Source organism: Donghicola sp. (genome assembly GCF_025210255.1).
Classification (GTDB): Bacteria; Pseudomonadota; Alphaproteobacteria; order Rhodobacterales; family Rhodobacteraceae; genus Donghicola; species Donghicola eburneus.
Map to the genome: position 1 here is coordinate 1 of NZ_JAOARZ010000008.1, position 25,080 is coordinate 25,080.

Annotated in this window: 21 protein-coding genes and 1 pseudogene; 9 read left to right on the top strand and 13 right to left on the bottom strand. The window is 58.1% G+C overall.

What is annotated here, in order from left to right:
* Positions 1-165: 165 nt before the first annotated feature.
* From araD to chvE, 5 genes are all read right to left on the bottom strand, one after another.
* Positions 166-1,914, bottom strand: coding sequence for an L-arabinonate dehydratase (gene araD, locus N4A58_RS01080; RefSeq protein WP_293707110.1), 1,749 nt, complete (start codon positions 1,912-1,914; stop codon positions 166-168).
* Between the two features lie 18 nt (positions 1,915-1,932).
* The gene (gene araD1, locus N4A58_RS01085) at positions 1,933-2,898 is read right to left on the bottom strand and encodes an AraD1 family protein (RefSeq protein ID WP_293707112.1); all 966 of its coding nucleotides are present in this window, start codon (positions 2,896-2,898) and stop codon (positions 1,933-1,935) included.
* Between the two features lie 4 nt (positions 2,899-2,902).
* A complete protein-coding gene (mmsB, locus tag N4A58_RS01090) occupies positions 2,903-4,114 on the bottom strand; it encodes a multiple monosaccharide ABC transporter permease (RefSeq protein WP_293707113.1) in 1,212 nt (403 codons plus the stop codon).
* 12 nt (positions 4,115-4,126) lie between these two features.
* Positions 4,127-5,644, bottom strand: a complete 1,518-nt coding sequence (mmsA, locus tag N4A58_RS01095) for a multiple monosaccharide ABC transporter ATP-binding protein (protein WP_293707115.1) — start codon at positions 5,642-5,644, stop codon at positions 4,127-4,129.
* Between the two features lie 82 nt (positions 5,645-5,726).
* Positions 5,727-6,788, bottom strand: coding sequence for a multiple monosaccharide ABC transporter substrate-binding protein (chvE, locus tag N4A58_RS01100; RefSeq protein WP_293707117.1), 1,062 nt, complete (start codon positions 6,786-6,788; stop codon positions 5,727-5,729).
* Positions 6,789-6,920: 132 nt separating this feature from the next.
* Here chvE and N4A58_RS01105 point away from each other — a divergent pair, with 132 nt between their 5' ends.
* Both N4A58_RS01105 and N4A58_RS01110 read left to right on the top strand, forming a co-directional pair.
* A complete protein-coding gene (locus N4A58_RS01105; RefSeq protein ID WP_293707118.1) occupies positions 6,921-7,871 on the top strand; it encodes a LysR family transcriptional regulator in 951 nt (316 codons plus the stop codon).
* Between the two features lie 61 nt (positions 7,872-7,932).
* Complete coding sequence (locus tag N4A58_RS01110; protein WP_293707120.1) at positions 7,933-8,406, top strand: DUF2938 domain-containing protein; 474 nt, start codon at positions 7,933-7,935, stop codon at positions 8,404-8,406.
* 45 nt (positions 8,407-8,451) lie between these two features.
* Here the strand turns inward: N4A58_RS01110 and N4A58_RS01115 are convergent, their stop codons facing one another.
* From N4A58_RS01115 to N4A58_RS01130, 4 genes and pseudogenes are all read right to left on the bottom strand, one after another.
* Positions 8,452-8,850 carry a cupin domain-containing protein gene (locus tag N4A58_RS01115; RefSeq protein WP_293707122.1) on the bottom strand — a complete coding sequence of 133 codons (399 nt, stop codon included), beginning with the start codon at positions 8,848-8,850 and terminating at the stop codon, positions 8,452-8,454.
* A gap of 12 nt (positions 8,851-8,862) precedes the next feature.
* Positions 8,863-9,495 carry an NAD(P)-binding domain-containing protein gene (locus tag N4A58_RS01120; protein ID WP_293707124.1) on the bottom strand — a complete coding sequence of 211 codons (633 nt, stop codon included), beginning with the start codon at positions 9,493-9,495 and terminating at the stop codon, positions 8,863-8,865.
* 51 nt (positions 9,496-9,546) lie between these two features.
* Entirely contained in the window at positions 9,547-10,308 is a 762-nt protein-coding gene (locus tag N4A58_RS01125; protein WP_293707126.1) for a carboxymuconolactone decarboxylase family protein, read from the bottom strand.
* 99 nt (positions 10,309-10,407) lie between these two features.
* Positions 10,408-11,337: pseudogene (locus N4A58_RS01130) on the bottom strand (LysR family transcriptional regulator).
* A 381-nt stretch (positions 11,338-11,718) separates the two neighbouring features.
* Between N4A58_RS01130 and N4A58_RS01135 the strand changes: the two are divergent.
* From N4A58_RS01135 to N4A58_RS01145, 3 genes are read left to right on the top strand one after another with little or no spacing between them, the layout of a single operon-like run.
* On the top strand, positions 11,719-12,165 hold the full coding sequence (locus N4A58_RS01135) for a (2Fe-2S)-binding protein (protein WP_072706407.1): 447 nt from the start codon (positions 11,719-11,721) through the stop codon (positions 12,163-12,165).
* Positions 12,166-12,167: 2 nt separating this feature from the next.
* Entirely contained in the window at positions 12,168-14,348 is a 2,181-nt protein-coding gene (locus N4A58_RS01140; RefSeq protein WP_293707129.1) for a xanthine dehydrogenase family protein molybdopterin-binding subunit, read from the top strand.
* Positions 14,349-14,387: 39 nt separating this feature from the next.
* Positions 14,388-14,816 (top strand): cyclophilin-like fold protein, encoded by a 429-nt coding sequence (locus tag N4A58_RS01145; RefSeq protein WP_293707130.1) that lies wholly within the window; start codon positions 14,388-14,390, stop codon positions 14,814-14,816.
* 111 nt (positions 14,817-14,927) lie between these two features.
* On the opposite strand, the gene N4A58_RS01150 is transcribed toward N4A58_RS01145, so the two are convergent.
* The 4 genes from N4A58_RS01150 to N4A58_RS01165 form a co-directional block, all read right to left on the bottom strand.
* Entirely contained in the window at positions 14,928-15,788 is an 861-nt protein-coding gene (locus N4A58_RS01150; RefSeq protein ID WP_293707131.1) for an aldo/keto reductase, read from the bottom strand.
* A gap of 117 nt (positions 15,789-15,905) precedes the next feature.
* Complete coding sequence (locus N4A58_RS01155; protein ID WP_293707132.1) at positions 15,906-17,642, bottom strand: hypothetical protein; 1,737 nt, start codon at positions 17,640-17,642, stop codon at positions 15,906-15,908.
* Between the two features lie 85 nt (positions 17,643-17,727).
* Entirely contained in the window at positions 17,728-18,267 is a 540-nt protein-coding gene (locus tag N4A58_RS01160) for a histidine phosphatase family protein (protein ID WP_293707133.1), read from the bottom strand.
* Between the two features lie 54 nt (positions 18,268-18,321).
* A complete protein-coding gene (locus tag N4A58_RS01165; protein WP_293707135.1) occupies positions 18,322-19,056 on the bottom strand; it encodes a dienelactone hydrolase family protein in 735 nt (244 codons plus the stop codon).
* A gap of 990 nt (positions 19,057-20,046) precedes the next feature.
* On the opposite strand from N4A58_RS01165, the gene N4A58_RS01170 reads away from it, so the two are divergent.
* The 4 genes from N4A58_RS01170 to N4A58_RS01185 all read left to right on the top strand — a co-directional run bounded on the left by N4A58_RS01170 (position 20,047) and on the right by N4A58_RS01185 (position 25,080).
* Positions 20,047-20,595, top strand: coding sequence for a calcium-binding protein (locus tag N4A58_RS01170; RefSeq protein WP_293707136.1), 549 nt, complete (start codon positions 20,047-20,049; stop codon positions 20,593-20,595).
* 199 nt (positions 20,596-20,794) lie between these two features.
* Complete coding sequence (locus N4A58_RS01175; RefSeq protein WP_293707138.1) at positions 20,795-22,798, top strand: acyltransferase family protein; 2,004 nt, start codon at positions 20,795-20,797, stop codon at positions 22,796-22,798.
* A 33-nt stretch (positions 22,799-22,831) separates the two neighbouring features.
* Entirely contained in the window at positions 22,832-23,716 is an 885-nt protein-coding gene (locus N4A58_RS01180; protein ID WP_293707140.1) for a sulfotransferase family 2 domain-containing protein, read from the top strand.
* The gene (locus N4A58_RS01185) at positions 23,713-25,080 is read left to right on the top strand and encodes an O-antigen ligase (protein ID WP_293707141.1); all 1,368 of its coding nucleotides are present in this window, start codon (positions 23,713-23,715) and stop codon (positions 25,078-25,080) included. The genes N4A58_RS01180 and N4A58_RS01185 overlap by 4 nt, the downstream gene beginning before the upstream one ends.

Here is a 25,080-nt window from a genome sequence, read left to right on the forward strand (position 1 = left end):
GCAACCCACTCTCCGGCCACCAAATGCTTGCCGTGCGGTTCAAATCCCATCTCTCATCTCCTCTGCGCTCCAAGCCAGCTCAACAGCCAACCCACAAAACGCTCCATCTTTCATCTTTGCAAAAATACTCCCGCCGGAGGCACACGCCCCCAGCCAAGAGCACACTCAGTGGCTGTCTTTTCCGACAGCATTCCCACGGCACCCTTTCAGGAAATCGAGGTCAGCACCAGTGTCAGCACCTTGCACATGTGTCTGATGCAGCCATGCATACCCGCTGCCGGCCTGCTCATGCGCAGGGTGCCACGCGGCCAGACGGGCGGCCATCTCTTCCTCGGAAATATCGACGTGCAAACGACGGTTTGGCACGTCCATCTCGATCATGTCCCCGTCGCGGATCACCGCCAGAGGCCCCCCAGCCGCCGCCTCGGGCGAGGTGTGCAGGACCACGGTCCCATAGGCCGTGCCCGACATACGCGCGTCCGAAATGCGCACCATATCGGTGATGCCTTTCTTTAGAACCTTTGGCGGCAGGCCCATGTTCCCGACCTCTGCCATGCCAGGATAGCCCTTGGGACCGCAATTTTTCAGCACCATCACGCAGGTCTCGTCAATATCCAGATCCGGATCGTTGATCTTGGCTTTGTAGTCATCGATATCCTCGAACACGACAGCGCGCCCGCGGTGCTGCAAGAGGTTCGGGCTCGCCGCCGACGGCTTCAGCACCGCGCCATTTGGCGCGAGATTGCCCTTCAGAACAGCGATGCCGCCTTGGTCGGTCAGGGCCTTGTCCAGTGGCACGATCACATCTTCGTTGTGATTGACCACGTCCTTGACCTCGTCCCAGATCGTTTCACCAGAGACGGTCAGAGCCTCTTTGTGCAGCTGGCCGCCCTCGCCCAAGCGTTTCAGGACCACAGGCAGACCGCCCGCGTAGAAGAACTCTTCCATCAGGTATTCACCTGACGGCATAAGGTTCACAATCGTCGCCACATCCCGACCGCAGCGGTCCCAGTCGTCCAGCGTCAAATCAACGCCAACACGGCCTGCAACCGCCAGCAAGTGGATCACGGCATTTGTCGAACCGCCAATTGCACCGTTGCAGCGGATTGCGTTTTCAAAGGCCTCTTTGGTCATGATATCCGAAGGCTTCAAATCGTCCTTGACCATTTGCACAATGCGGCGGCCCGAAAGCTGCGCCATCACGCGGCGGCGGCTGTCCACCGCCGGAATGGCCGCGTTGCCGGACAGGGCCATACCCAGAGCTTCGGCCATCGAGGCCATCGTGCTAGCGGTCCCCATCGTGTTGCAGGTGCCAGAGGAGCGCGACATGCTCTGCTCCGCCTCTAGGAAGTCTTCTTGGGTCATCTCTCCGGCTTTCACCGCCTCGGAGAACTTCCAAAGATGCGTTCCGCTGCCAACGCGTTCCCCACGGAAATAGCCGTTCAACATCGGCCCGCCGGTCACAACGATGGACGGAATATCACAGGAGGCCGCCGCCATCAGCAGGCTTGGGGTCGTCTTGTCACAGCCGACCAGCAGAACCGCGCCGTCGATAGGCTGCCCGCGAATGGTTTCCTCGATCGACAGGGCGGCAAGGTTCCGGAACATCATCGCCGTGGGGCGGAAGGTATTTTCGGACGCGCTGAACACTGGCACTTCAACCGGAAAGCCCCCAGCTTCCCAGATGCCGGCCTTCACCTTTTCCGACAGCTCGCGCAGGTGGCCGTTGCAGGGGGTCAGGTCCGACCACGTATTCAGGATGCCGATAATCGGGCGTCCGTCGAACAGATCGTGCGGATAGCCTTGGTTCTTCATCCAGCCACGGTGATAGATCGTATCCCGCGAATTGCCCGCATACCATTCCTGCGAGCGCAGACGACGGGGCCAAGGGGCGGGCGTAAACTTTGTCGACATGGGGTCAGCTCCGGAGTGTTAGAGAGTGCGGGTGGTGACGAGGCCGCCATCGGCCTGCGTCTGCAGTGCGTTGCGCAGGGGCGCACCAAACGCGGGCGCGCTGATTTCAAACACATCGCCATCTTCGGTTTTCACACCAGTCCCGAAGGACAAAGTGGCGGTGCCGAACATGTGGACGTGCAGATCCCCTGCCCGCCGGAACGGCGCGTATTTGAAATGATGGTGTTCAAGGTTCGCGATGGTGTGGGACATGTTGTCCTCACCCGACACAAAGGGCTGATCAAAGATCACCTCGCCCCCGCGCACGATGCGGCTGCGGCCTTCGATATGGCGGGGCAGATCGCCCACCAGAAGCTCGGGTCCAAAGGATGCCGGACGCAGTTTCGAATGAGCGAGGAACAGATAGTTGATCCGTTCGGTCACATGATCCGAGAATTCGTTCGACAGGGTAAAGCCGATGCGGTTCGGCGTGCCATCTGCGCCGATCAGGTAGAAGCCCGCGATCTCTGGTTCCTCACCGCCGTCCAGCGCAAAACCGGGGCTAAGCAGCGGATCGCCGGGGGCGACAGCCTCGGTGCCCGGCCCTTTGTAGAACCATTCAGGCTGCGCGCCGACCGCACCATCCGTAGGCTTGCCGCCCTCGACACCCATCTGGAACATTTTCATAGAGTCGGACACATCTTCGGTGGCCGCTGCGTGCATCGCGTTGCGGGTCGAGGCGGACCCAAGGTGCGTCAGACCCGTGCCGCACAGGTACATCCGAGCCGGTTCGGGATGGCGGACGGGGACATCCAGCTTGCCCTCGGATGCCAGAGCCGCCACATCGACAGGCTCCCCACCATCGGGGATCACATCGCCGATCTTGCAGCCCTTGTTCACGGCCAGTTCGGCCAAGGCGTAAACGGTTTTGATCGCGGGGATCAGGCGGGCGTCGTCGCCATCGCGGACGATCACACCACCGGCTTTGAGTTCGGACAAATGCATGATCTTAGGCCTGTTTCTGTTTGTTGTAGACGTCGAAGACAACCGCAGCCAAGAGCACGAGGCCTTTGATCATCTGCTGGTAATCGATCCCGATGCCAAGGATGGACATGCCGTTGTTCAGAACGCCCATGATAAAGGCACCGACCACAGCGCCCACGATCTTACCAGAGCCGCCGGACATCGACGCACCACCGATAAAGACCGCCGCGATCACGTCCAGCTCCATGCCGAAGCCGGCTTTGGGGGTCGCGGTGTTTAGACGGGCCGCAAAGATCAGGCCCGCAATCGCCGCCAGAACGCCCATGTTCACAAAGGCAAAGAAGGTCAGGCGTTCGGTTTTGATCCCCGAGAGCTTGGCAGCCTTCTCGTTGCCGCCAAGGGCATAAATCCGGCGGCCAATCACAGTCTTTTCGGTCACAAAAGCGTAGAAGACGATGAGGATACCCATGGTCAGCAGCACGTTCGGCAGGCCGCGGAAGGTCGCCAGCTTGAACGACAGGAATATCAGCGCGCCAAGGACGATGATATTCCGACCCCAGAAAAATGCGCTGGGTTCGCCTTCGATCCCATAAGCTTTGCCCCGTGCGCGTTGGCGCAGACCGAGCCACACGATGACCATGGCAGCGATTACGCCAACCGACAAGCTCAGGACGTTGAAGTTGCGCGACCCGACAAGTTCAGCGATCGGCGCAGTGGTTTCACGGCTGAAGAAGTCGCCGATGAAGCCTGTCGATAGGACTTGGAAGCTCTGGGGAAACGGACCCACGGATTGCCCTTCGAGCAGCCATAGGGACGCGCCGCGGAACACAAGCATGCCCGCCAAGGTCGCGATAAAGCTTGGAATTTTCCAATAGGCCACCCAGTAGCCCTGCGCCGCGCCAATCACGCCGCCCAAGGCCACGCAGATCGGAATTGTCACCCACACGGGCATGTCCCAATTCACGATCATCACCGCCGCCAAGGCCCCGATGAAGCCCATGACGGACCCCACGGACAGGTCGATATGCCCCGCGACAATGACGATCAGCATCCCCAGCGCCATCACGATGATGTAGCTGTTTTGCAGGAACAGGTTGGTGATGTTGACGGGCCGCATCAGCGTGCCGTCCGTCATAATCTGGAAAAACGCCATGATCGCGATCAGCGCGAACAAGAGGCCGTAGTCTTTCATATGCGCTGAAAGATAGGATTTTAAACCGTTGTTTTGGCTCGTCATTCCGGTGTTCCCTTATTCCGTGACGATGAGCGACATGATGCGCTCTTGGGTGGCCTCGGCAGCTGGCATTTCGCCGACAAAGGCCCCTTCGTTCATGACGTAGATGCGATCGCACATGCCCAGTAGCTCGGGCATTTCAGAGCTGATCATCACGACGCCTTTGCCTTGGGCGGACAGCTCGTTGATGATCGCGTAGATTTCGTATTTGGCGCCCACGTCGATCCCGCGGGTCGGCTCGTCGAGGATCAGAACTTCTGGTCCGGTGAACAGCCATTTGCCAAGGACAACCTTCTGCTGGTTGCCGCCCGACAGGTTTCCGACTTTCTGGAAAACGCTGGGGGTGCGGGTGCGCAGGGCCTTGCGATAGTACTCGGCGGCCTTGGTTTCTTCGTTCGGGTTCAAAACGCCCTTGGCCGAGACCTCTTCGAGGTTCGCGAGCGTGGTGTTGAACTGGATCGTCTCGTCCAGCACGAGCCCCAGCGATTTGCGGTCCTCGGTCACATAGGCCAAGCCGCCATTAATCGCGCGGTCCACGGTGGAGACATCCATCGCGCTGCCACGCAGTTTCGCAGTTCCGCTGATGTTACGCCCCCAGCTCTGGCCAAAGATCGACATGGCCAGTTCTGTGCGACCAGAGCCCATAACCCCCGCGATCCCGACGACTTCGCCCGCGCGGACGTTGAAGCTGATGTCCTTGATCACCTGACGTTCCGAGTGTTCGGGGTGCCAGACGTTCCAGTCCTCTACCTCGAGCAGCAGATCACCAGCGCGGCGTTCGCGGTCCGGATAGCGGTTGGACATATCGCGGCCCACCATGTCACGGACAATGTCATCTTCGGACAATCCGGCCTTGGCGTCCAAGGTCGAGACGGTCATGCCATCGCGAATAACTGTCACACTATCAGCGACATAGCGGACTTCATTCAACTTGTGGCTGATGATGATGCAGGTGACACCCTGCGCCTTCAGTTCCAGCATCAGGTCCAAGAGCTTGCGGCTGTCATTCTCTTGCAGGGCCGCCGTCGGCTCGTCTAGGATCAGCAAGCGCACGTCTTTGGCCAAGGCTTTGGCGATCTCGACCAACTGCTGTTTGCCGACGCCGATCTTGTCGACCTGCGTGCCGGGGGAATCCTTCAGCCCGACCTTCTTCAACAGTTGTTCAGTCTGCTGAAAGGTTTCGTGCCAGTTCATGACGCCCTTTTGGGCGCGCTCGTTGCCGATAAACAGATTCTCTGCGATCGACAGTTCGGGCACCAGAGCAAGCTCTTGGTGAATAATCACGATGCCGCGGTCTTCGCTGTCGCGCAGGGTGCGGAACTCGGCCAATTGGCCGTCATAATGGATTTCGCCGTCATAGCTGCCTGCGGGATAAACACCTGACAGCACCTTCATCAGGGTGGACTTACCAGCGCCATTCTCGCCGCAGATGGCGTGGATTTCCCCTTCGGCCACCTGCAGGTTCACGCGGTCAAGCGCTTTGACACCGGGGAATTCCTTGGTGATCTCTCGCATTTCGAGAAGGATCGACATGGGGCGGACCCTCGTCTGTGGGAATTGTATAAAAAAGGCCGCCCACACCCGAGGACGCAGGCGGCCAGACCCTTGGGAGGTATTACTTGATCTGGTCTTCGGTGTAGTAACCCGAGCCGATCAGCACCTCTTCCCAGTTGCTGGCATCGACCGGAACCGGCTCCAGCAGGTAGGAGGGCACTACTTTGACGCCATTGTCATAGGTGCTGGTGTCGTTGATTTCAGGCTCTGCATCGTTCAGGACCGCTTCGACCATGCCCACGGTGACGCGGGCCAGTTCGCGGGTGTCCTTGAAGACGGTCGCGTACTGTTCACCAGCCAGGATCGACTTGACCGAGGGGATTTCGGCATCTTGACCGGACACGATCGGCATCTTCAGATCGCCGGAGCCATAGCCGACGCCCTTGAGCGAGGACAGAATGCCGATCGACAGACCGTCATAGGGCGACAGAACGCCGTGGACTTCTTTGTCGGTGTAGTTGGCGGACAGTATGTTATCCATGCGCGCCTGAGCGACCGCGCCGTCCCAACGCAGGGTGCCGACCTTATCCATGCCCATCTGGCCGGACTGGATCACGATGTCACCGCTGTCGATCATCGGCTGCAGGACGCTCATTGCGCCATCATAGAAGAAGTACGCGTTGTTGTCGTCGGGCGAGCCGCCGAACAGTTCGACGTTATAGGGGCCATCGCCAAAGCGCTCTTTCAGGCCGTTCACAACGCTGGTTGCCTGCTGCACGCCGACTTTGAAGTTGTCAAAGGTCGCGTAGTAGCTGACGTCACCGGAGTCGCGGATCAGGCGGTCGTAAGCGATCACATCAATGTCCGACGCGGCTGCGTTCGCCAGCGCGTTCGACAGAGTGGTGCCGTCGATAGCTGCGATGACCAGAACGTCCACACCTTTGGTGATCATGTTCTCGATCTGCGCCAGCTGGTTGGGGATGTCATCCTCTGCGTATTGCAGGTCGGTCTCGTAGCCCGCGGCCTGAAACTGTTCGACCATCGAGTTGCCGTCCGAGATCCAGCGCGACGACGACTTGGTGGGCATAGAAATGCCGACAGTGCCTTTGTCCGCTGCATCTGCGGCCGCTGCGAATGCAACAGCAGAGATCGCGAGCGCACCCGCGAGTTTCATGAATTTCATAATGTATCCTCCCTGTGGGTGCGTCCTCCTGCACCCCTGTCGACCTTTTGGCCGTGCTCAGCACCGTAGAGAGGCGTGACATACCATTCAAATACCAATACAAGTATTCTGCATTCCAATAATGGTAAGTAGATGATGGACTATCTGATGAATTTGCGGCCCGCACAGGCGCGGCTGATCGCGGCGGTGGCGTCGCACGGGCAATTGCAGGTGGCCGCCGGCGTCTGCCAGATGACACAGCCCGCCGCCTCGCGCATGTTGGCCGAGATCGAAAAGAACCTGTCCACCAAACTCTTTGACCGCACGCCCAAGGGGATGGAGCCGACACCCGCTGGCTGGGTGATGGTCCGCCATGCCGAACGCATCGCGAACGACCTTTGGCAGATGTCGCAGGAGTTCAATGACCTGAAGGACGGCTTGGGTGGGACTGTGCGGGTCGGAGCGGTGACCGGCCCTGCCCTTGGCCAGCTGGTTCCTGCGATCCAGAAACTGAAGTCCGACGCGCCGGGGGTCGAAATTTCGGTGGAGGTGGCGCCATCTGTGCAGTTGATCCAAGCGCTAGATCGCGGCGATTTGGATTTCGTCTTGGGGCGGGTCCCAGCCTCGGCCGACTGGCGGGACTTTGCGGTAGAGATTGCCCAAGACGAAGTGGTGCGATTGCTGGTTCGCGATGGTCATCCGCTGCTGTGTCAGGCGCCCGTGGACATGGCGGCGCTAGAGAATCTGCCTTGGATTTTGCAGGACCGCGGCACCCCGATCCGCGCTGCCATCGAAACCGCCTTTGCCGAAGAGGGACTGCATTCCCCAAAAGATGTGATCACCACTTCGTCGCTTCTGGTGATCGTTGCTTTGGTCAGCCAGTCCGACGCGGTCGCCCCCATGTCCCAAGAAGTTCTGGACATGATGCTGGAACCGCCCGTTTCTGCGAACTTCAAGAAACTCGCCCTGACCCGTCCCGTCACCGTGGTCCCCTATCAAATCGTCACGAAACGGCACCGCGTCTTGCCAGCGGCGGCGGTGACTCTGCTTCGGATGGTCCGTGAAAGAGTGCTCTCGCATCCAAGTTCGCCTATCACGGGTTGAACATGCGGGCCGATTGCGCCTTTGATAGCGCAAACGTCCGTCGGAATGGAGGAAGCCCCTGATGAGTGCTGTGATCGAAGGATTGGTGATGGGCCTCGTGGCGACCATCGTGATGGACATCTGGGCTTTGGTCCTGCGCCAGATCGCGGGAATGCCTCTGCCGAATTGGGCCATGGTCGGACGCTGGGCCGGACATCTGCCCTCGGGCAAGGTCTTTCACGATGACATCGCAGCTGCCGCGCCTGTTCAGAACGAGTTGGCGCTGGGATGGGCTGTGCACTATGGGGTCGGGATCATCTACGGGATCTTCTTTGGGCTGATCGCGGGCGCCGCATGGCTTGCAGAGCCAACCTTCCTGCCCGTTTGGATTTATGCGCTGCTGACCATCGCGGCTGGGTGGTTCCTGCTGCAGCCAGGCATGGGCCTTGGGGTGGCGCTGTCTAAAACGCCGAACCCGAACAAAGGCCGCCTGTTCGGCCTGATTGCCCATACGTGGTTCGGCATCGGCCTATGGATCGGCGCGCTGATCGTCTAACCAAAAAGCCCCGCCCATGGGACGCATGGGCGGGGCTTTGATGGATCAGTCGACGCTATAATCGGCGTCAGAGACCTTTTCCAACCATGTCACGGCTTCGCCGTCGATGGCCTCTTGTACAGCAATGTGGCTCATGGCGGTGTCGGGCGCCGCGCCGTGCCAGTGTTTTTCACCTGCGGGGAACCAGACCACGTCGCCTTGGCTGATCTCCTCGACCGGACCGCCTTCGCGCTGCACACGGCCCCGACCAAAGGTCACGATCAAGGTCTGTCCTGCGGGGTGCGTATGCCATGCGGTGCGCGCACCGGGCTCAAAGGTCACATGGCTGCCCGCCACACGGCCGGGATCTTCGGCTTGGAACATTGGATCGATACGGACGGTGCCGGTGAAGTAATCTTCGGGTCCAGGGACAGAGGCGTTTGCGCCAGAACGAGTGATTTTCATGAGTGTCTCCTTTCAGAGTTTCTTAAAGTTATAGGTCAGAGCTGGCCCGCCCGGTTGTCCGTAAGCGAGCACGGCGGTGACCATGGCAAAGGGTTCGGCGTAGCGGCCCGTCTTCAGTCCGCCAGCCTCGAGCGGGGCAAAGCCTGCGTCTTTGATCAATTGTTTCGCGACCGCTTTGGCTTGCGGGGCGTCGCCGTACATCAACAGATCCGGCGGCGTGCCCTGCCCTTTGTTCGCGTACACGGGCGCGAAGCTTTCAGAGGGAGCGGTGTTGAAACAGCTGACCCAAATCGCTTGGGGACGCAGGCGCGCCAACTCTTCGGCACCAGACGTTTTGGGACCTAGAACGAGCGAGTCATTGGCATCATCGAGGGGCACGCAGCAGTTCAGCACAACTTTGCCCGCCAAATCGCCTGCTTGGGTCAAAACGTCATCGACATTCGACCAGTGCACCGACAGCAGAACAGCGTCCGCTTGGTCTACCGCATCCGCGACCGAGGCCGCCGCGCCGCCTGTCTCAGAGGCAAGCCGCTCTAGTTTCGAGGCGCTTCTGGAATAGCTAAAAATAATGTCATGGCCTGCTTTGGCCCAGACACGGCCTAGCGCCGAGCCCATCAAACCAGAGCCAAGAATTGCGATCTTCATAAGTGTCTCCAAGTGGATGGCGCGCCAATGTTCCTGCGCGCCATCAATGGGTTATTCGGCGCGATTGGCAAAGACTTCTTTGGCCACCGGCATCGCCGAGAACACACGCGGCCAGCCAGCGTAGAAGGCCAGATGGGCCAGCATGCCGCCCGCCTCTTCTTGGGTCAGACCGTTGTCCATGGCGCGGTTCAGGTGAAAGGTCATCTGTTCCGGCTGACCGGCGGCGATCAGGCCTGCCACGGTGACGAGGCTGCGGTCACGGGGCGCCAGATCAGGACGCAGCCATAGATCGCGGAAAAGATAGGACTCAGTGTAGTCCACGACGCCTTGGCTCGTGCTGCCGTAATTGTCTTGGACCATGTTCTGACGCTGGGCTTCGGCCTCTTCGTCCAAGGGAAGCAGTTCAGGATCGGCGCCGGGCAGATCGTCAGCGGTGATGCCGCGCTCGGCATAAACTGGTGCCATAGCTTCGGCGGCGGCGGTGGCATTGCCCCAACCGGTGTAAAAGGCCAGATGCGTGATGGTTTCGCTAAGCTCTGGTGCGGTCACGCCGGCATCAAGCGCAAGGTCGGTAAAGCGGCCAAGTTGATCCGCCTCATGGCGTGTAACCATCGCAGCGAATGTGACCAGAGCACGATCGCGCACGGAGAGAGTTTCTGCGTTCCAAACCGTGCCAAACAGATCTTCGGCTGCATACGATTGAAGCGCAGGCGCGACAGACGCGACGCTATCGGGGAGTGTCTTGCTCAGATCCTGAGCAAAGGACTGGGTGCCCATCAAAGCGATTGCAGAGGCGGCGAGATGGGTTTTCATGGGGTGACTCCTTTTTGTTCGGCGTTACCCCACAGAGGTGGTTTCCCTAGCGGAAAACTTAATGCAGAAATCCCGCAGTACAATGATGAGCGCAGATCATCAATCCCGATGGCGCAGCGCTTCGAGCACAACTTCGAACGCCGAAGAGGACCGCTGACGGCTGGGATAGTACAGATGGAACCCCGGAAAGCTGGGGCAATACGCGTCCAGACACGTTTTTAGCGTGCCTGCATCGAGATGCGGCTTGGCCAATCGTTCGGGCACACAGGCCAACCCATGGCCGTCCAAGGCCGCTCGGATCACCGCATTAATCGTGTTAAAAGTCGCCTGTCCTTCGACCTTTACGCGGATTTCTTTGCCCTCTTCGTCCTCGAATTCCCACGCATAAAGCGCGCCATGGTTCGACAAGCGCAGGTTAATACAGGCGTGCTCCGTCAGGTCGTTGGGATGCTCTGGCGTTTTGGCCGTTGCGAAATAGGACGGCGCGCCGACGCAGATCATCCGTTCGTCCGGTCAGATCCGCATGGCAATCATGCCCTCTGCCACCTGATCACCATATCGCACGCCCGCATCGCAGCGAGAATGCGCCAGATCGGTGTATTCGTATTCCATGACCAGTTCGACATTCACCGCTGGATACTTGCGCAGCATCGGCGAAAGCTTGGGCCACAGAATGCTCTCGATCGCATATTCGACGGCGACAATCCTTACCGTGCCCGTCGGCTCGTCGCGGGTCTCGTTCAGCGCTTGCAGACGGTTTTCAATCCGTTCGAAACAGGGATTGAGTGTGGCGAGCAGGTCTTCGCCCTCTAGCGTCGGAGCCACCGTACGGGTGGTGCGCGTCAACAGGCGCAAGCCAAGACGCTGCTCTAGCCCCTTGATTGTGTGGGACAAAGCGGATTGCGAGACATTTAGCCTTGCGGCGGCACGGGTAAAACTGCGCTCTTCTGCGACGGCAGCAAAGGCAATGAGATCGGTAATATTTTCGCGGATCATGGGAGAGGTAACAGCCTCTGGCTCGGTAATCATCAACCCCTCTCTATATATGATGAAAATTCATAAGGTCGACGGATTATTTCAGATAGCTGCTCTGCATTATGCGCCGACACGGGCACGCAAGACGGACTGGACGATGGGTTCCACCTGGGAGGAGAAAGCAGCTCGTCCAGAGCGCCCTGCGCACTGAGAACGGTAAGCTGCGGGACAGGCAAAGTCCTTGGTTCAAATTGGGATGCAATGATGAAGCGATCTCATCAATTCGGGGTGCGCGCGCAGAAGTGCAACTCCGGTCATGAGTGCGATTCATCACTCCTATCGATCTATCTGCATTGTCCTGCGTGTCCGTGCGCCCACATTCATTAGGTATCGGGCGCTATGCCCATCCGAGATCAACCGACAAAGGAAGCTTTCATGCAACTGACCGTCAACGGAACATCACACGAGGTCGACGTCGATCCAGACACCCCGCTACTGTGGGTCATCCGCGAAGAATTGGGCCTGACCGGCACGAAATACGGATGCGGGATCGCACAATGCGGGGCCTGCACTGTCTTGGTCAATGGTGTTGCAACACGGTCCTGCGTCACCCCAGCCGAGTCCGTGGCTGGTCAAAGCATTTCAACCATCGAAACCGTCGAGGAGACCGAAACCGGTCGCCGCGTCGTCGAAGCTTGGGTTGAAAATCAAGTGCCGCAATGTGGGTACTGCCAGTCGGGTCAGGTGCTGGCCGCGACCGCGCTTCTGACCGAAACACCCCAGCCCACGGACGAGGACATCGAATATGCGATGACCAACCTGTGCCGTTGCGGCACGTATAACAAGATCCGTGCCGCTGTGCGCGACGCATCGGAGGCGTAATCATGGGTGTGATGGATCTGTTGAAGAAGACCCCGATCAATGTGTCCCGCCGCGGGTTTCTGGCCGGTGCGGGCTCTCTTGTGCTGGCAACCTCCCTGCCCTCGCGCCCTGTGCGCGGCCAAGAGGCCGAGGCCGGGCCTGACGTTCCCGCATTCCTCGAATTGCGCCCCGATGGCACGGCCCACCTCATGAGCCCGTGGATCGAAGGCGGTCAGGGTGTTTACACCGCAATGGCACAAATTGTCGGCGAAGAACTGGACCTCGCACCAGAGAATTTCAGCGTCGAGATTGCGCCGCCGGGCGGTCCGTTCGGTGTCATGGGCGGCTTCCGTATCACCGGTGGCAGTGCCTCGACCCGTAGCTCCTATACACTCATGCGCCGGCTTGGCGCTTCGGCCCGCGCAATGCTGATCGAGGCTGCGGCGCAAGAATTGGGCGTTGAGGCGTCTGAACTGACGACCGAGCCGGGCCAAGTGGTGCACAGCGCCTCGGGCCGGAAGATCGGTTATGGCGCGTTGGCAGAGGCTGCGATGGATATGCCTGTCCCTGCGGATGTCGCGCTGCGCGACCCCGCCGATTTCCGCTATATCCGTAGCGGCACCCCGCGGATTGATGTCCGCGACAAATCCACGGGCAAGGCGCAATACTCGATTGATGTCGAGGTCGAGGGCATGCTGCTGGCGGCCGTCCGTCACGCGCCTCGTCTGGGGATGGCCCCGTCTGCAGTGACCAACCAATCCGATATCGAAGCCATGCGCGGCGTGCATTCGGTCCACATGCTGGACGGTGCGGTCGCGGTCGTTGCCGATAAGTTTTGGCAGGCCCGCAAGGCCATCGACGCTGCAGAGATTGAGTGGACCGAGGGCGATGCGAAATGGCCCATGCCCGCAGATTTCTCGTCCCGAGGGTTCCGCGACACGCTGGCGGGCTTCACGGGCGATGTGGTGTCGGTCGAAAGCGAAGGCGATGCCGCTGGGACGCTGGACGCCGCCGAAACGGTGATCGAGGCCACATATGACGCACCCTACGTGGTGCATGGTCAGTTGGAGCCACCGTCGGCGACGGCGCGCATGAAAGAAGATGGTTCTTTGGACCTGTGGTTGCCGAACCAAGCGCCCGAACAGTTCGTTGGCCGCGCCGCAGAGGCGGCAGGCATTGATCCCTCGCAGGTCAAGCTGCATTCGCAGATGCTGGGTGGCTTCTTTGGCCGTCACTTCCTGTATGAAACCGCGAACCCGTTCCCCCAAGCGATCGCTCTGGCCCAAGCCACAGGCCGGCCGGTCAAACTGATCTGGACCAGAGAAGAGGACTTCCTGCGCGATGCGCCCCGTCCCTTGGGACTGGCGCGCTTCCGTGCAGCCGTCGGACCTGAAGGCCCCACTGCCCTCAGCATCGAAGCGGTGGGCGAAGGCCCCACGGGCCGTTGGTATGGCGCCCCTGCGGGCAAGGACCCGTCGGCCACCGAAGGTCTATCTGGGAAACCCTACGCCATTGCGAACAAAGCCATCGGTCAGGTCTACACCGATAACCCTGCGGTGATCGGCTACTGGCGAGCTGTTGGGCATTCGATGCACGACTTCATGTACGAAAGCTTCCTCGACGAATTGGCCGAGGCGGCGGGCCTTGATCCGTTCGAAATGCGGTTGTCCCTGCTGTCCGGATCAGAGCGTCACCACACCCTACTGCAGACGGTCGGCACTCTGTCCGGCGGTTGGAAAGCTGGCACCTATGAGGCCGAAGATGGGTCCACCCGCGCGCGCGGTGTCGCGATGGCCTCGCCCTTTGGGTCCGAAGCCGCGACCATCGCCGAAGTCTCTATCGACGGCGGCGAGGTCAAGGTGCACAACATCTGGACCGCGATTGACCCCGGCCAGATCGTGAACCCTGCGGTGATTGAGGCGCAGGTGCAGTCGGCGACGGCCCTTGGCGTATCGCAAACCTTGGCCGAAGAGCTGATCTACGAGAATGGCGAGCCCACTGCGCGGAACTTTGACCTCTACTCGATCCTGCGTCCGGACCAGATGCCCGAAGTGCATGTCGAAATCGTGGAAAGCGGTTCCGAGATGGGCGGTGTGGGCGAGCCTGGCCTGCCCGCAGTTGGCCCGGCAATCGTAAATGCGGTTGCGGCCCTCACCGGTCAGCGCATCCGCAGTCTGCCTCTGTCAAAGCACAGCTTTGGTTAATATGAAGGCGGGGGCTCAAACGGTCCCCGCTTTTTTGCGATGAAACAGTTCCTAATGGCCATGGTCGCGATGACATTCGTCCCCGCCATGGCCCTGTCCCAAGACAAGACCGACCCGATGAAAATTACCGTACACGCTGGCGACACAGCCCTGAGCGCCACGCTCGACGACACCGCCGCCGCTCAGGACTTTGCGTCCATGCTGCCACTCACTCTGACGCTCGAAGATTACCACGGTATCGAAAAGGTCGCCGATCTGGGCCGCAAGCTGGATGCCTCGGACAGTCCGGACAGCTACGCGCCCAAGGGTGGCGACATCACTCAGTACGCCCCATGGAAAAACATCGCGATTTTTGTCGCGCCGTTTCAAGCGTCGCGCGGGCTGGTGCGGTTGGGAGAGTTTGACGGTGATTTTTCGACGCTCAGCCGGTCTGGGCCAATTGAGGTCCGGATAGAACGCGCGGATTGATCACAACGGGATGATACAAAAAAGGGGCGCTTCCTTGGTTGCAAAGGAAGCGCCCCTTTCTTTCTGACCCGGATGAAGCCGCTCTTCACCCGAGGTCAAAAAGCCCTTGGCTTAGGCCGCGCCGCTGTACACGGGAAAGACCGATGCGTCGCCGTAGTCCTTGGCGGTCAGCGATTTCAGAGCATCCATATCTTCGGCCGAGATTTCGAAATCCACGTCCGCGTTGCTCTTCATGTGGTCAGGGTTCGCGGTTTTGGGTAGTGCCAGCAGGTCTAGTTGCAGGATGTAGCGGATGCACAGCTGCGGAACACTCACATCATACTTCTCGGCGATGGCACCAATCTCGGCGTTATCAAGGATTTTGCCGTGGGCGATGGGCGAATACGCCTCGACCAGCATGCCATTGGATTTCGCGTAGTCGATCAGATCAAACGGGGTGTTGCCGACGTGCGCCAGCACCTGATTAATCATCGGCTTGATCGTCGCATTCTCTAGCAGGTTATCAAGGTCCTGCTTTTGGAAGTTCGACACGCCAATCGCGCGGATTTTGCCCGCCTCTACGGCCTCTTCCAGAGCTTTCCAAGCCGCCAGATTGCCCTCGAAAAAGCGGTCTTCGCCGGCCCAGTTTTCCCAAGGCTGCGGGCTGTGGATGATCATCAGGTCAAGGTAGTCCAGACCCATGGTTTCGAGCGACACATCGTTGGCGGCCTTGGCCCCTTCGTAATCTTTGACCTCTGCGGCCAGCTTGGTCTGCACGAACAGCTCTTCGCGGGGAATGCCGCAGGTGCGGACGCCTTCGCCCACGCCGCGCTCATTGCCATAGGCTTGGGCGGTGTCGATATGACGGTAGCCAATTTCAACCGCCGCTTTGACCGCGTCGGCCACTTTGTCGTCGTCAATCATCCAAGTGCCCAGAGCAAGCTTGGGGATATCCACGCCGTTCGGCAGGGTTTGTGTCTCTTGCAGGATCATCATCTGTCTCCTTTCCATAGGTCTCTGGCGGGGTCCCCCGCCGTTGATTGTGATCTATGGCGTCTGGTGGCAGATAATAATCATCGTGATCATCAAGGCACTGATGAGGGTCGCTCATTAATCCCGCACGCGCTGCAAGTTCGCAATGCAGGCAGGCGGTCCCCACAGGCTCGAGGTCAACTCGGTTTCGGGATCAGCGGTGTGGAACACATCTGCGTAACAAACGGAGGCTTCACCCTCTGCCCGCAGATTGGGGCCTGTGCCCGAGAACGTCGACGATGGGCGATCCGGTAGCGTTGCGCGCACAGCCTCGATATCCGAACGGCTTTCCAGAATGATGGAAACCTGTCCGATCCGTGCGCCCCACGCGTCGATCGCACTATTACTCAGGCAACCCGGTGTTAAAGAGCCCAGCGCGCAGCGTCCTTTGGCGGGCTCTTCGATCAACATTGTCTTGTAGAGCACAAGTGGCGGCACCACTGGTGCATCCTCTTCGGCGGTCAGAAGCGATGCGAGCACAGGCATTTGCGTCAGATAAGCATAGGGCGACCGGTAGTGCACCATGTCGGTTTCGCACATCTCCTCGGCGCTGATGCAATCCTTTGCAGCGATTTCGAGCCGATCAAGCCAGATCAGCACATCGTCTTGGAGCGCGCGCAACCGCGATTGGGCTTCACCTGACGTAACCGGCACAAAGCGGGTCTCACAACCCGCGCCCTCGCAGAGCTGTTTTGGCACGACATATTGGTCGGGCTCGTCCAAAGCCGCCTGAATGTCTGAGTACATGGACTGGAAACTGCCCCAAAGAGCGGCCAGCTCCTCGTACTCAATCTCCGATCCAGACAGATTTTCCTCGCGCGGCCAGTTCTGCAGCACTTCGTAAGGGGACACGGAGATGCGGAAAATGCGCTCTGCCTGATCGGCCTGAAGCGCCAGATCCTCGGCCATCCCGATCAATGCGTCCGGCTCAGTGGGGAGTTTCTGCGGTTTGCCGCCAGATTGATAAAAATGGATTTCGCGCTTGGCCTCGCTGCTTCCAGTCTGCGAGTCTCCGTTCATCGCGGCACTGACCTTGGCGCCCCACCCTTTTCCCTCGACCTCGGCCGATACGGTTTCGCGCTCTTGTCGGCTGCTGGCCGTAATCGAAATCAGCACCGAAAGCTTGGCGCCGCCATATGTGCCAGAGATGTAGCCTGTGCCGCAAACGTCTTTGAACAGTTCTATGTCACGATTGGCGAGGCGCTCTGCATAAGGGGTCAGCGTGACCGATCTGCTTTCGGCCGCTTCGGGGGGCATGGCCATATGCGGGGCATTCAGCACCTCGGCCTCGATCAGGTATGTCAGCGCGGACAGGGTCACTTTGGCGGTTTTACTGAACTTTGCTTCGCCTTTGGCCTCGTAGGCCAACGTCTTGACCGAGGCTTCGGCGCTCATATCCATCGCTTGCTGAAGCTCGAATTGGTCGTTCACCTCTGTGAAGTCTAAAGCGCTGGTCTGTCCCTCAAAGGGCCTGGCCGTCGTGAACTCCACACAGCGGGTCGGGATTGCCTCGCCATGAAAGGCGTTCCACCCCCAGCCCAAACTTACCCCCGTTTCCGGTGCGAGCAAAATCGCAATCGGATCGGGCGCGTCTTGGTCACGGCGTCTTTGTTGCGCGATCGGTTTGCTGCCCGGCGCGGTCGGACGCGACGCAAGCGCCTCTGCTATATAGCGGCCAACGTCATCTTCGCTCGGTGTTTCAGGGGTGTCGGGCTCTGCTTCCGGATCCGGCGCGGTCGGCTGCATCACGGCCAACATCAAGACGGCGACCAGCCCCAGCGCGCCTACGGTTAATCCAACTGTCCGTCCAGACATCGCACGCCCTCCTAACACAGTTACAGACACAACCATAACATGTATTCGGATCCGCCGATCAGATTCTTTCGGAGCGTCTTTTGCCTCAGTCCGGTGCGATCAGAATACTTCCGATCACCTTCAGCCCGTCGCCACTGCGCTTGGCCACGAGCACCTCGCCAGAGCGCGTGCTTTGACCCGTCAGCGCTGAAATGTTCACCTGATGCGACACCAGCATGAGCTTGCCATCGAGTTGGTCGATCAGCGCGAGCGCTTCTTTGGACTGCGCTTCCCTACTCGAAAAGTCGCGGAAAAAGGAATTGAGCGCCTGCGCATCCTCGACTGGGCCCACGTCCAACAATGTCGCTGTCTCGCGCGTCCGGCACCATTGACTGGTCAGGACGCGATCAAAAGCAATCCCGCGCTCTCGAAGCTCTGCTCCGGTTGCCCGCGCCTGTTCACGGCCCCGATCATCAAGGTTCCTTTGGGTGCTGCAATCGCCGATCTGGAACGGCTCGGGGTCGCCAACGCCGGGCGCCAAAGCGTGGCGCATGATCGCGATCGCGCCCTCTTGGCGCAGAGCGTCCCAGTCATTGGCAACCGCAAGAGATGGCAGGAACAGCAATACAAAGAGCAACCGTTTCATAGCGCCTCCAAACATGGAAAAGGCCCTGCGTTTATCGCGCGGGCCCAATCGAATTTAGCTCAGCTGGTCACCTAGAAAACTGGTGAAGGCCTCCCAGCTCTCGGTGTCTGCACGCTCTTGATAGCGATCAGAGCCGAAAACGGTAAAGGCGTGGGGCGCCTTGGAATAGACTTCGATGGTATATGTGCCGCCCGCGGCCTCCATCTCTTCGGCGAACGTGGCGACATCGGACATTGTAATCGAGGTGTCAGCGCCGCCATGTAGGATTAGGACGGGCGGCTCGTCACCGTCCCAAGATTGCCCGTCGGGCGTTCCGAGGCCGCCATGGAATGTAGCATATCCTGCTGCCGTATCGGCCATGTCACTGCGCGCCATTTCCAAAGTCACTGCCCCGCCAAAGCAGTAGCCTGCGACGACCATCTGATCTGTACTCGAGCGCTCCGTCGCTTGGGCGATCCCCGCTTCGATCAGCGCGCGCATGCGAGCGCGGTCCTGATAAAGAGCGCCTGTCGCGGCGCGTCGATGATCCATTGTCTCCGTCGGGGTCTCATCCCCGAACATATCGAGCGCGAAAGCGTTGTAGCCCATCTCTGCCAGCATATCGGCGCGCTGGCGCTCGTAGTCGGTCATGCCGTCCCAGTCATGGACAAGAAGGACAAGCCCCTTGGGATTTTCAGCCTCGGCCCAGTATCCGGTGAAGCTTTCACCATCCACCTCATAGGCAACATCTTCTGCAAGCGCGGGGGCGGCCAACACGGTAGCTGCCAGGAACGTAGATACGAAACGCATAGATCCTCCAGTCTTTGGGTGTCGCGGCCCCTTTTTGGGTGGGCCATGCCTTTGGAGATGGCGCAAAGGACGTAAGAGGCAAGGCGTAACGCTGACCTCGTTCGTAGCCATAGCATCCTGCGTCCTGACCGGTTTGCCCAGAATGATGGCATGCGGGGCTTGTTTGCAGGGTCTGAGCACCCCCTGCGATCGCGGAAAAACGAAACTTCTGGTGTGCCCGCAGGGGTCCCATGCGTTGATCATTATGCGAGATCGTCATAGAATCTTTCCGCCCCAGATATCGAGAGATGCACCACCACAAAGCCGCAATAGTCCCACAATGACACAGCGACTACTGCAACAAAGCGTCAGTCTGGCATTAAACTCGATCGACTTATTTGCTCGAAGACGAGCGCACAGGGACATGCAACCTTTGATTGTGCTTCAATATTACATTTTTACGATAACTTTGAGGCAGGATTGTACGGTTTCTGTCGCACATCGCGCGCCGGCCCTTGTCGCACCTAGAACGCATTACATTCGGATGAAGCAAATATATGCGGCCACAGCACGGTCAATTTATTCAAATGTCAATGATATTCGAATCGGACCGGCCCAAAAAACGGATCACTCTCAGATATTGCAATCATCATATTTTAGATGAATATATTGGCGAAATAATAGCGTTATGACAGTATGGTTTACGATATCTACTTCGTACCCGCACTCAAATCATAGCAATACTCATTAGACCGCATAGGTTAATCAACAAATCTTTGCATATTTGCTAAATTATACCTGCAATTTACGACGATCACTAATATTGCAACGCCCCCCAATCTGTAGTCGAAATAAACAAAAACAAAATGTATAAATATGCAATTTGGACAATTGCGAATTCTATCAAAATTAAATAACTATGAATTGTCCGACTGAAGCTCGTTAGCGCGAGTGGAAAGGCTGGATAAATTTTGGAATAGATTCTTTACCTAAATTTAGGAAGGCTATGAAATGAGCATCTCTTTGAATCTCGGCCTCGGCGACCAAGAACTTGTCGCCACTGAAAGCGTGTCGCTCGTCATCAATGGTGAAGGTGGTGACGACACCATCTCGACCGCTGGCGGCGACGACTTTGTCAAAGGTGGCACTGGCGACGACTCCATCAAAGGCGGCACCGGCGACGACACGCTCGTTGGCGGCGAAGGCAACGACACCCTGAGCGGTGGCGACGGCGACGACAAGCTGGTTGGTGGCCTCGGCAACGACCGTATCGCCGGCGGCAACGGCAACGACATCATCTATGGTGGCGGCGGCAACAACATCCTGTTTGGCGGCGCAGACTCTGACACCTTTGTCTTCGGTGACGAAACCGACGGCAACAGCAAGGTCAAAGACTTCACCATCGACGAGGACATCATCCGTCTTGAAGATGGCGTGACCGTTGCAGACATCACCGAAACCAGCAAAGGCGCGGTGATGGAACTGGACAACGGCTCGACCGTCCTGTTCGAAGGCCTGACCGCCGCAGAACTGGCCGCGGAAGTCGACTGGGTCATGTAATCGCCATCACGCGATAAAAATTTCAGGGGCCGCCCTTCGTGGTTGGCCCTTGGGTCTTATTAAATCTCGCTCTGGGATCTTGCCCATTCCGGCTTTCATCCTTCGTGTCTCTGAAGCGAGCCACTCAGATTTTCAACAGCGGTCTTGGGACCACGGTGCACGGAATATATGCGGGCCAATTTGGGGCCCGATGTGAACTGTGCCCAAGATCTTTTTACTGGCGTCAGTATGCACCATGGCCTCTCAGCATCATTCATTGGCTTACCGACCTGAAATTGATGGGCTGCGCGCGATCGCGGTGCTCTCGGTCATCGTGTACCACCTGAAAATACCTATCGGCGATGAAAGCTTGCTGCCCGGTGGATTTCTCGGTGTCGATATTTTCTTCGTGCTGTCGGGCTTCTTGATCACGCAAATCCTGATCCGAGAATTCGAGAGTACAGGGCGTATCAGTATCGCAGATTTCTATTGGCGCCGCGCCAAGCGCATTTTGCCGCCGTTGCTTCTCGTGATGCTGGCGTCTCTGCCGGCAGCGTGGATGATCCTGCTCCCGAGCGAGCTCGATCGCTTCGCCCTTTCTTTGCTGAGCGCCCTCGGATTTGTCAGCAATTTCTTCTGGTTCTTTGAACTGAGCGAATATGGCGCTCAATCTGGACTGCTCCAGCCGTTTCTCCATACATGGAGCCTCGCGATTGAAGAGCAGTTTTACCTGATCTTCCCCCCGCTTCTGATCATCCTCTTTAAATTAGGGACAGTGCGAACTGTTTTCTGGGCGGTGTCTGTCGGTTTGGTCCTAAGCCTTGTTGCGGCAGAGGGCCTTACGCGCTTCCATCCTGCATTTTCTTTCTATGCCCCCAGCAGCCGAGCGTGGGAAATGCTCGCTGGCGCACTTTTGGCGATCCTCAGGCTAAAGAGACCAGAAGCGCTCATTGGCGGCGCTCTCGAACGGGTCGCGCCAGCTCTCGCACTTATGGTCTTTGGCGTCTCCATCGCGACGTTACATCTGAGTACAATCGCGCATCCGGGTTTCGTTACGCTGCCTGTGGTTATCGCAACCTGCGCGCTTCTCTGGTTTTTGACGCCTCATCAACCACTCACCCGTCTGCTTTCAAGTAAACCTATCGTCGAGATTGGTAAGCTTTCGTACTCCCTATACCTCTGGCATTTTCCGATCTTTGCTTTCGGGCGTCTCAGTACAGTCGGCTCTCCCACGCTTTCAGAGATGGGCATTTGGGTCGCAGCCACATTCGGGGCGTCCTATCTGGGCTATCGTTTCATCGAACGTCCCTTCCGTTTCTCGATGCCACCTATGCGCTTTGCTACGATTTGCGGGGCCGCTCTTCTCCCGATCATCGCGGGTGCGGCATTGGTCACGAGTGGCACGCTACAACAAACCTCGAAAATGCAGTCTCTCGCTGAACTCTATGGGGAAAATGAAATTGACAACAAGATGCTGGCACAGGCGAGTTGGTCGTTGCTGGACGCGCTATCTCCTGACGAGGATATAGGGTCTTGGAATGCGCTGCGGCCGTCACACCACGAATTGAATGACCTTTGGTTTAGCGATACGCCTACTCGAAAGGTCCTTCTGATCGGGGATTCTCATTCCAAAGACGTCTACAACGCTCTGACCCTCAACGCAGATCTTTTTCCTGATATCGAAGTCGCGCGGTTCAACATTCATCGAAAATCGGTGTCAGAAGGGCTCGAACAGCTCAGGAATACCCCTAATTTTTCCAAATCGGACACGATTGTTATCGCATCGCGTTATTATCGCGAATACGCGACATCATTAGAGCGCATGTTGTCGACACTTGTACCGACAGGCAAGAAGATCATCGTTCTAGGCCCAAGTGCTGAATTCGAGGCCGGTGGATCGCAACCTTTATTTGATTGGTTCATTCAGAAGTCTGCTGGATCAAGTGCGATACAAACGTTGAATCGGATCGCACCAAAGTACGAGCGCCCAAGCAGCAAATCTCTTGAAGAAAGAATTCGCCTAATTGCAAAAAATGCCAATGTGCAATTCCTATCAAGACGTGATTTAATATGTCCAACATTGAAAGAATGCACATTGGTGACGCCCAAAGGGCTGAAAACCATGTATGACGACACCCATTGGACGCTACAGGGCGCGCAACTCTTTGGAAAGCGTGCCGCCGAGGCTGGTTGGTTCAGCGAACGCCTCGCAATACGAGATTGAAACAGCAGATTTAACGAGCACCAAGGAATTTTCATGGCACGCAATGCCCCCTTCACCGAACGACTGACCCGGCGACTGGCGATCCTTCGGGGCCGGAGCCGTCGCAGCCTGCCCGGCGCGGCGCCAAACCACAAAAGTGTCTTTGTTCACATGCCAAAATGTGGGGGCACTTCGCTATCCGAGGCAATGTATGCCACGGTTCCGTTCAATGAACGCATTGGGGTGATCGACGCAGTTTCCACCCGCTCGGCGGCTGCTATGATGCATTTTGATCAAAACGACCGTTTCCTGTGCCATGAGGATTTAGAGCATGGGCAGCACACGTTTGACCTGCGCGAGGCGATGATGCTGCAGCATATGGCGTGGGGGACGATGCTCATCCACGGCCATGTCTTCTGGTCTGACAAAGCGCAGACTCACTTTGACAATTCCTACAAATATGTGACGCTGCTGCGGGATCCGGTGGCACGGATGGTCTCCAATTTCCGGATGACTCAGCGTGCGGGGATCGTCGGCGAAGACGTTGATGAATATCTGGAAAGCCCTGTCGCCAGAAGACACGCTCAGGTGTATCTGCGCTACCTGTCGGGCCGAAACGACATCGATCCCGCCGACACCGACCGTATGGTCGCTATGGCAAAGGAGCGACTGGCAGGCTTCGCGCTGGTCGGTTTTCTGGACGATACGGAGAGCTTCTTCGCAAACTACAAAAAGGTCTTTGGCGTCCCGCTCAAGATGGCACGTTTGAATTCTGCACCGGACAAGAAACCACCCTATAGCGACGGTCAGATGGCGAAGTTCAAAGAGCTGTGTTCGCCAGATTTGGAAATCTACGATTTCGCCAAAGAGCTACGCGCGTCGAAGCCCAGAACAACCGCGAGCGCTGTTCGCAACGCCACGGCGCCACAATCCTCATGACCCAGTTTCTGGATTTCAGTCCGGCGCTCATGCCCACGCAACATATCGCGACGCCATTTTGGGCGCTGGTGGATGTTGGGCTGTTGTTCGTTGTTATGTTGGTGAGTTCCGATGCGCTGATTTACTTGGGGTTTGGCCAGTCCTTGATTTGGCTGCTGTGTTACGCGCTCACCTTGCTGCGCGTCCTCATGAACTGGCCACTCGTTTTTGAGATGTTGATGCGGAACAAGCTGCTATTCGCCTATCCGCTGACGTGTCTGGCTTCTGTTGTGTGGTCCCAAGCACCGGCAGAGACGATGGTTTCAGCGTTTCAGCTGACCATAACATTCCTGATCGCCTCTTATCTGGGATGGCGCTACTCGCTTGACGTGATTGTCAAAGCCATCGTCGTTGTGCTCAGCATCACAGTCGCGCTGTCTCTGATGCACTGGGCCAGCGGTGTCTTTCCATGGAAAGTGTATAGCAATGCCGGCGGACTGGTTGGAATCTATTCCCACAAGAACATGCTTGGCCAAAGAGCGCTGTTCTGCGCACTGGCGATCATTGCAACACTGTTGATGGCGCGATGGCAGACTTCCCTTCCCTTTAAAGCGGCAGCGTTTCTCAGTCTTGGGGGCACGGTGCTAGCGCTCGCTCTCTCTCGGTCCATGACATCTGTGCTGTTGCTGCCTCCGATGGTCGCCCTGTTCATCATCCTGAGCCGCAGACATATCCCGTCCCAATTATTTACGGCGCTGGCGATCCTTTCTGGGCTTGCGATTGCGCTCGTGCCTGCCGCGTTGGTTATGGCGGGGATTGATCCGGTTCAGACCGTGCTCGACAGTGTTGGCAAAGATGCAACGCTTACGGGACGGACCCAATTGTGGTCGGTCGCGGCTGATGTCAGTCAAGAGCATCCAATTTTTGGGGTGGGCTATTCCGCGTTCTGGGCCGCGCCGGAGTTTGCATATGAGAGGCTGTTGACCCAGCACGCGGGCGCAACGACCAGCGTGTCATTTCACAACTTTATAATGGAAATTCTGGTTGGCTGTGGTTGGCTCGGTGTCCTATCGATCCTCGCTATCCTGCTCACTAGCTGGAGCAGGCTTTGGATCTATCTGGCGCGCTATCAGTCCGTCTCGGCCGCTCTTGGACTGACTATTTTAGCAGCCGTGGTGATCACTTCTTTGCTCGGGCCGTCCTTCTACCGCGGGCACGAATTCATGATCGTTTTGATCATCGCGATAACCGTGTCCGCCCAAGAAGACATGCGTCAGTACAAACAGCACTTCTACCCGCGCTTTCCTGTGCAGGCCAGCGGACGGCGCGACCCACTAAAGCCAATAGAAACTGACCCAATAACATCCACGTCGCACTCTTATTAG

What these genes read in the sequence shown, in the direction of transcription:
- araD (WP_293707110.1), bottom strand. Translation starts at nt 1,914, where the DNA reads ATGTCGACAAAGTTTACGCCCGCCCCTTGGCCCCGTCGTCTGCGCTCG.
- araD1 (WP_293707112.1), bottom strand. Translation starts at nt 2,898, where the DNA reads ATGCATTTGTCCGAACTCAAAGCCGGTGGTGTGATCGTCCGCGATGGC.
- mmsB (WP_293707113.1), bottom strand. Translation starts at nt 4,114, where the DNA reads ATGACGAGCCAAAACAACGGTTTAAAATCCTATCTTTCAGCGCATATG.
- mmsA (WP_293707115.1), bottom strand. Translation starts at nt 5,644, where the DNA reads ATGTCGATCCTTCTCGAAATGCGAGAGATCACCAAGGAATTCCCCGGT.
- chvE (WP_293707117.1), bottom strand. Translation starts at nt 6,788, where the DNA reads ATGAAATTCATGAAACTCGCGGGTGCGCTCGCGATCTCTGCTGTTGCA.
- N4A58_RS01105 (WP_293707118.1), top strand. Translation starts at nt 6,921, where the DNA reads ATGATGGACTATCTGATGAATTTGCGGCCCGCACAGGCGCGGCTGATC.
- N4A58_RS01110 (WP_293707120.1), top strand. Translation starts at nt 7,933, where the DNA reads ATGAGTGCTGTGATCGAAGGATTGGTGATGGGCCTCGTGGCGACCATC.
- N4A58_RS01115 (WP_293707122.1), bottom strand. Translation starts at nt 8,850, where the DNA reads ATGAAAATCACTCGTTCTGGCGCAAACGCCTCTGTCCCTGGACCCGAA.
- N4A58_RS01120 (WP_293707124.1), bottom strand. Translation starts at nt 9,495, where the DNA reads ATGAAGATCGCAATTCTTGGCTCTGGTTTGATGGGCTCGGCGCTAGGC.
- N4A58_RS01125 (WP_293707126.1), bottom strand. Translation starts at nt 10,308, where the DNA reads ATGAAAACCCATCTCGCCGCCTCTGCAATCGCTTTGATGGGCACCCAG.
- N4A58_RS01135 (WP_072706407.1), top strand. Translation starts at nt 11,719, where the DNA reads ATGCAACTGACCGTCAACGGAACATCACACGAGGTCGACGTCGATCCA.
- N4A58_RS01140 (WP_293707129.1), top strand. Translation starts at nt 12,168, where the DNA reads ATGGGTGTGATGGATCTGTTGAAGAAGACCCCGATCAATGTGTCCCGC.
- N4A58_RS01145 (WP_293707130.1), top strand. Translation starts at nt 14,388, where the DNA reads ATGAAACAGTTCCTAATGGCCATGGTCGCGATGACATTCGTCCCCGCC.
- N4A58_RS01150 (WP_293707131.1), bottom strand. Translation starts at nt 15,788, where the DNA reads ATGATCCTGCAAGAGACACAAACCCTGCCGAACGGCGTGGATATCCCC.
- N4A58_RS01155 (WP_293707132.1), bottom strand. Translation starts at nt 17,642, where the DNA reads ATGTCTGGACGGACAGTTGGATTAACCGTAGGCGCGCTGGGGCTGGTC.
- N4A58_RS01160 (WP_293707133.1), bottom strand. Translation starts at nt 18,267, where the DNA reads ATGAAACGGTTGCTCTTTGTATTGCTGTTCCTGCCATCTCTTGCGGTT.
- N4A58_RS01165 (WP_293707135.1), bottom strand. Translation starts at nt 19,056, where the DNA reads ATGCGTTTCGTATCTACGTTCCTGGCAGCTACCGTGTTGGCCGCCCCC.
- N4A58_RS01170 (WP_293707136.1), top strand. Translation starts at nt 20,047, where the DNA reads ATGAGCATCTCTTTGAATCTCGGCCTCGGCGACCAAGAACTTGTCGCC.
- N4A58_RS01180 (WP_293707140.1), top strand. Translation starts at nt 22,832, where the DNA reads ATGGCACGCAATGCCCCCTTCACCGAACGACTGACCCGGCGACTGGCG.
- N4A58_RS01185 (WP_293707141.1), top strand. Translation starts at nt 23,713, where the DNA reads ATGACCCAGTTTCTGGATTTCAGTCCGGCGCTCATGCCCACGCAACAT.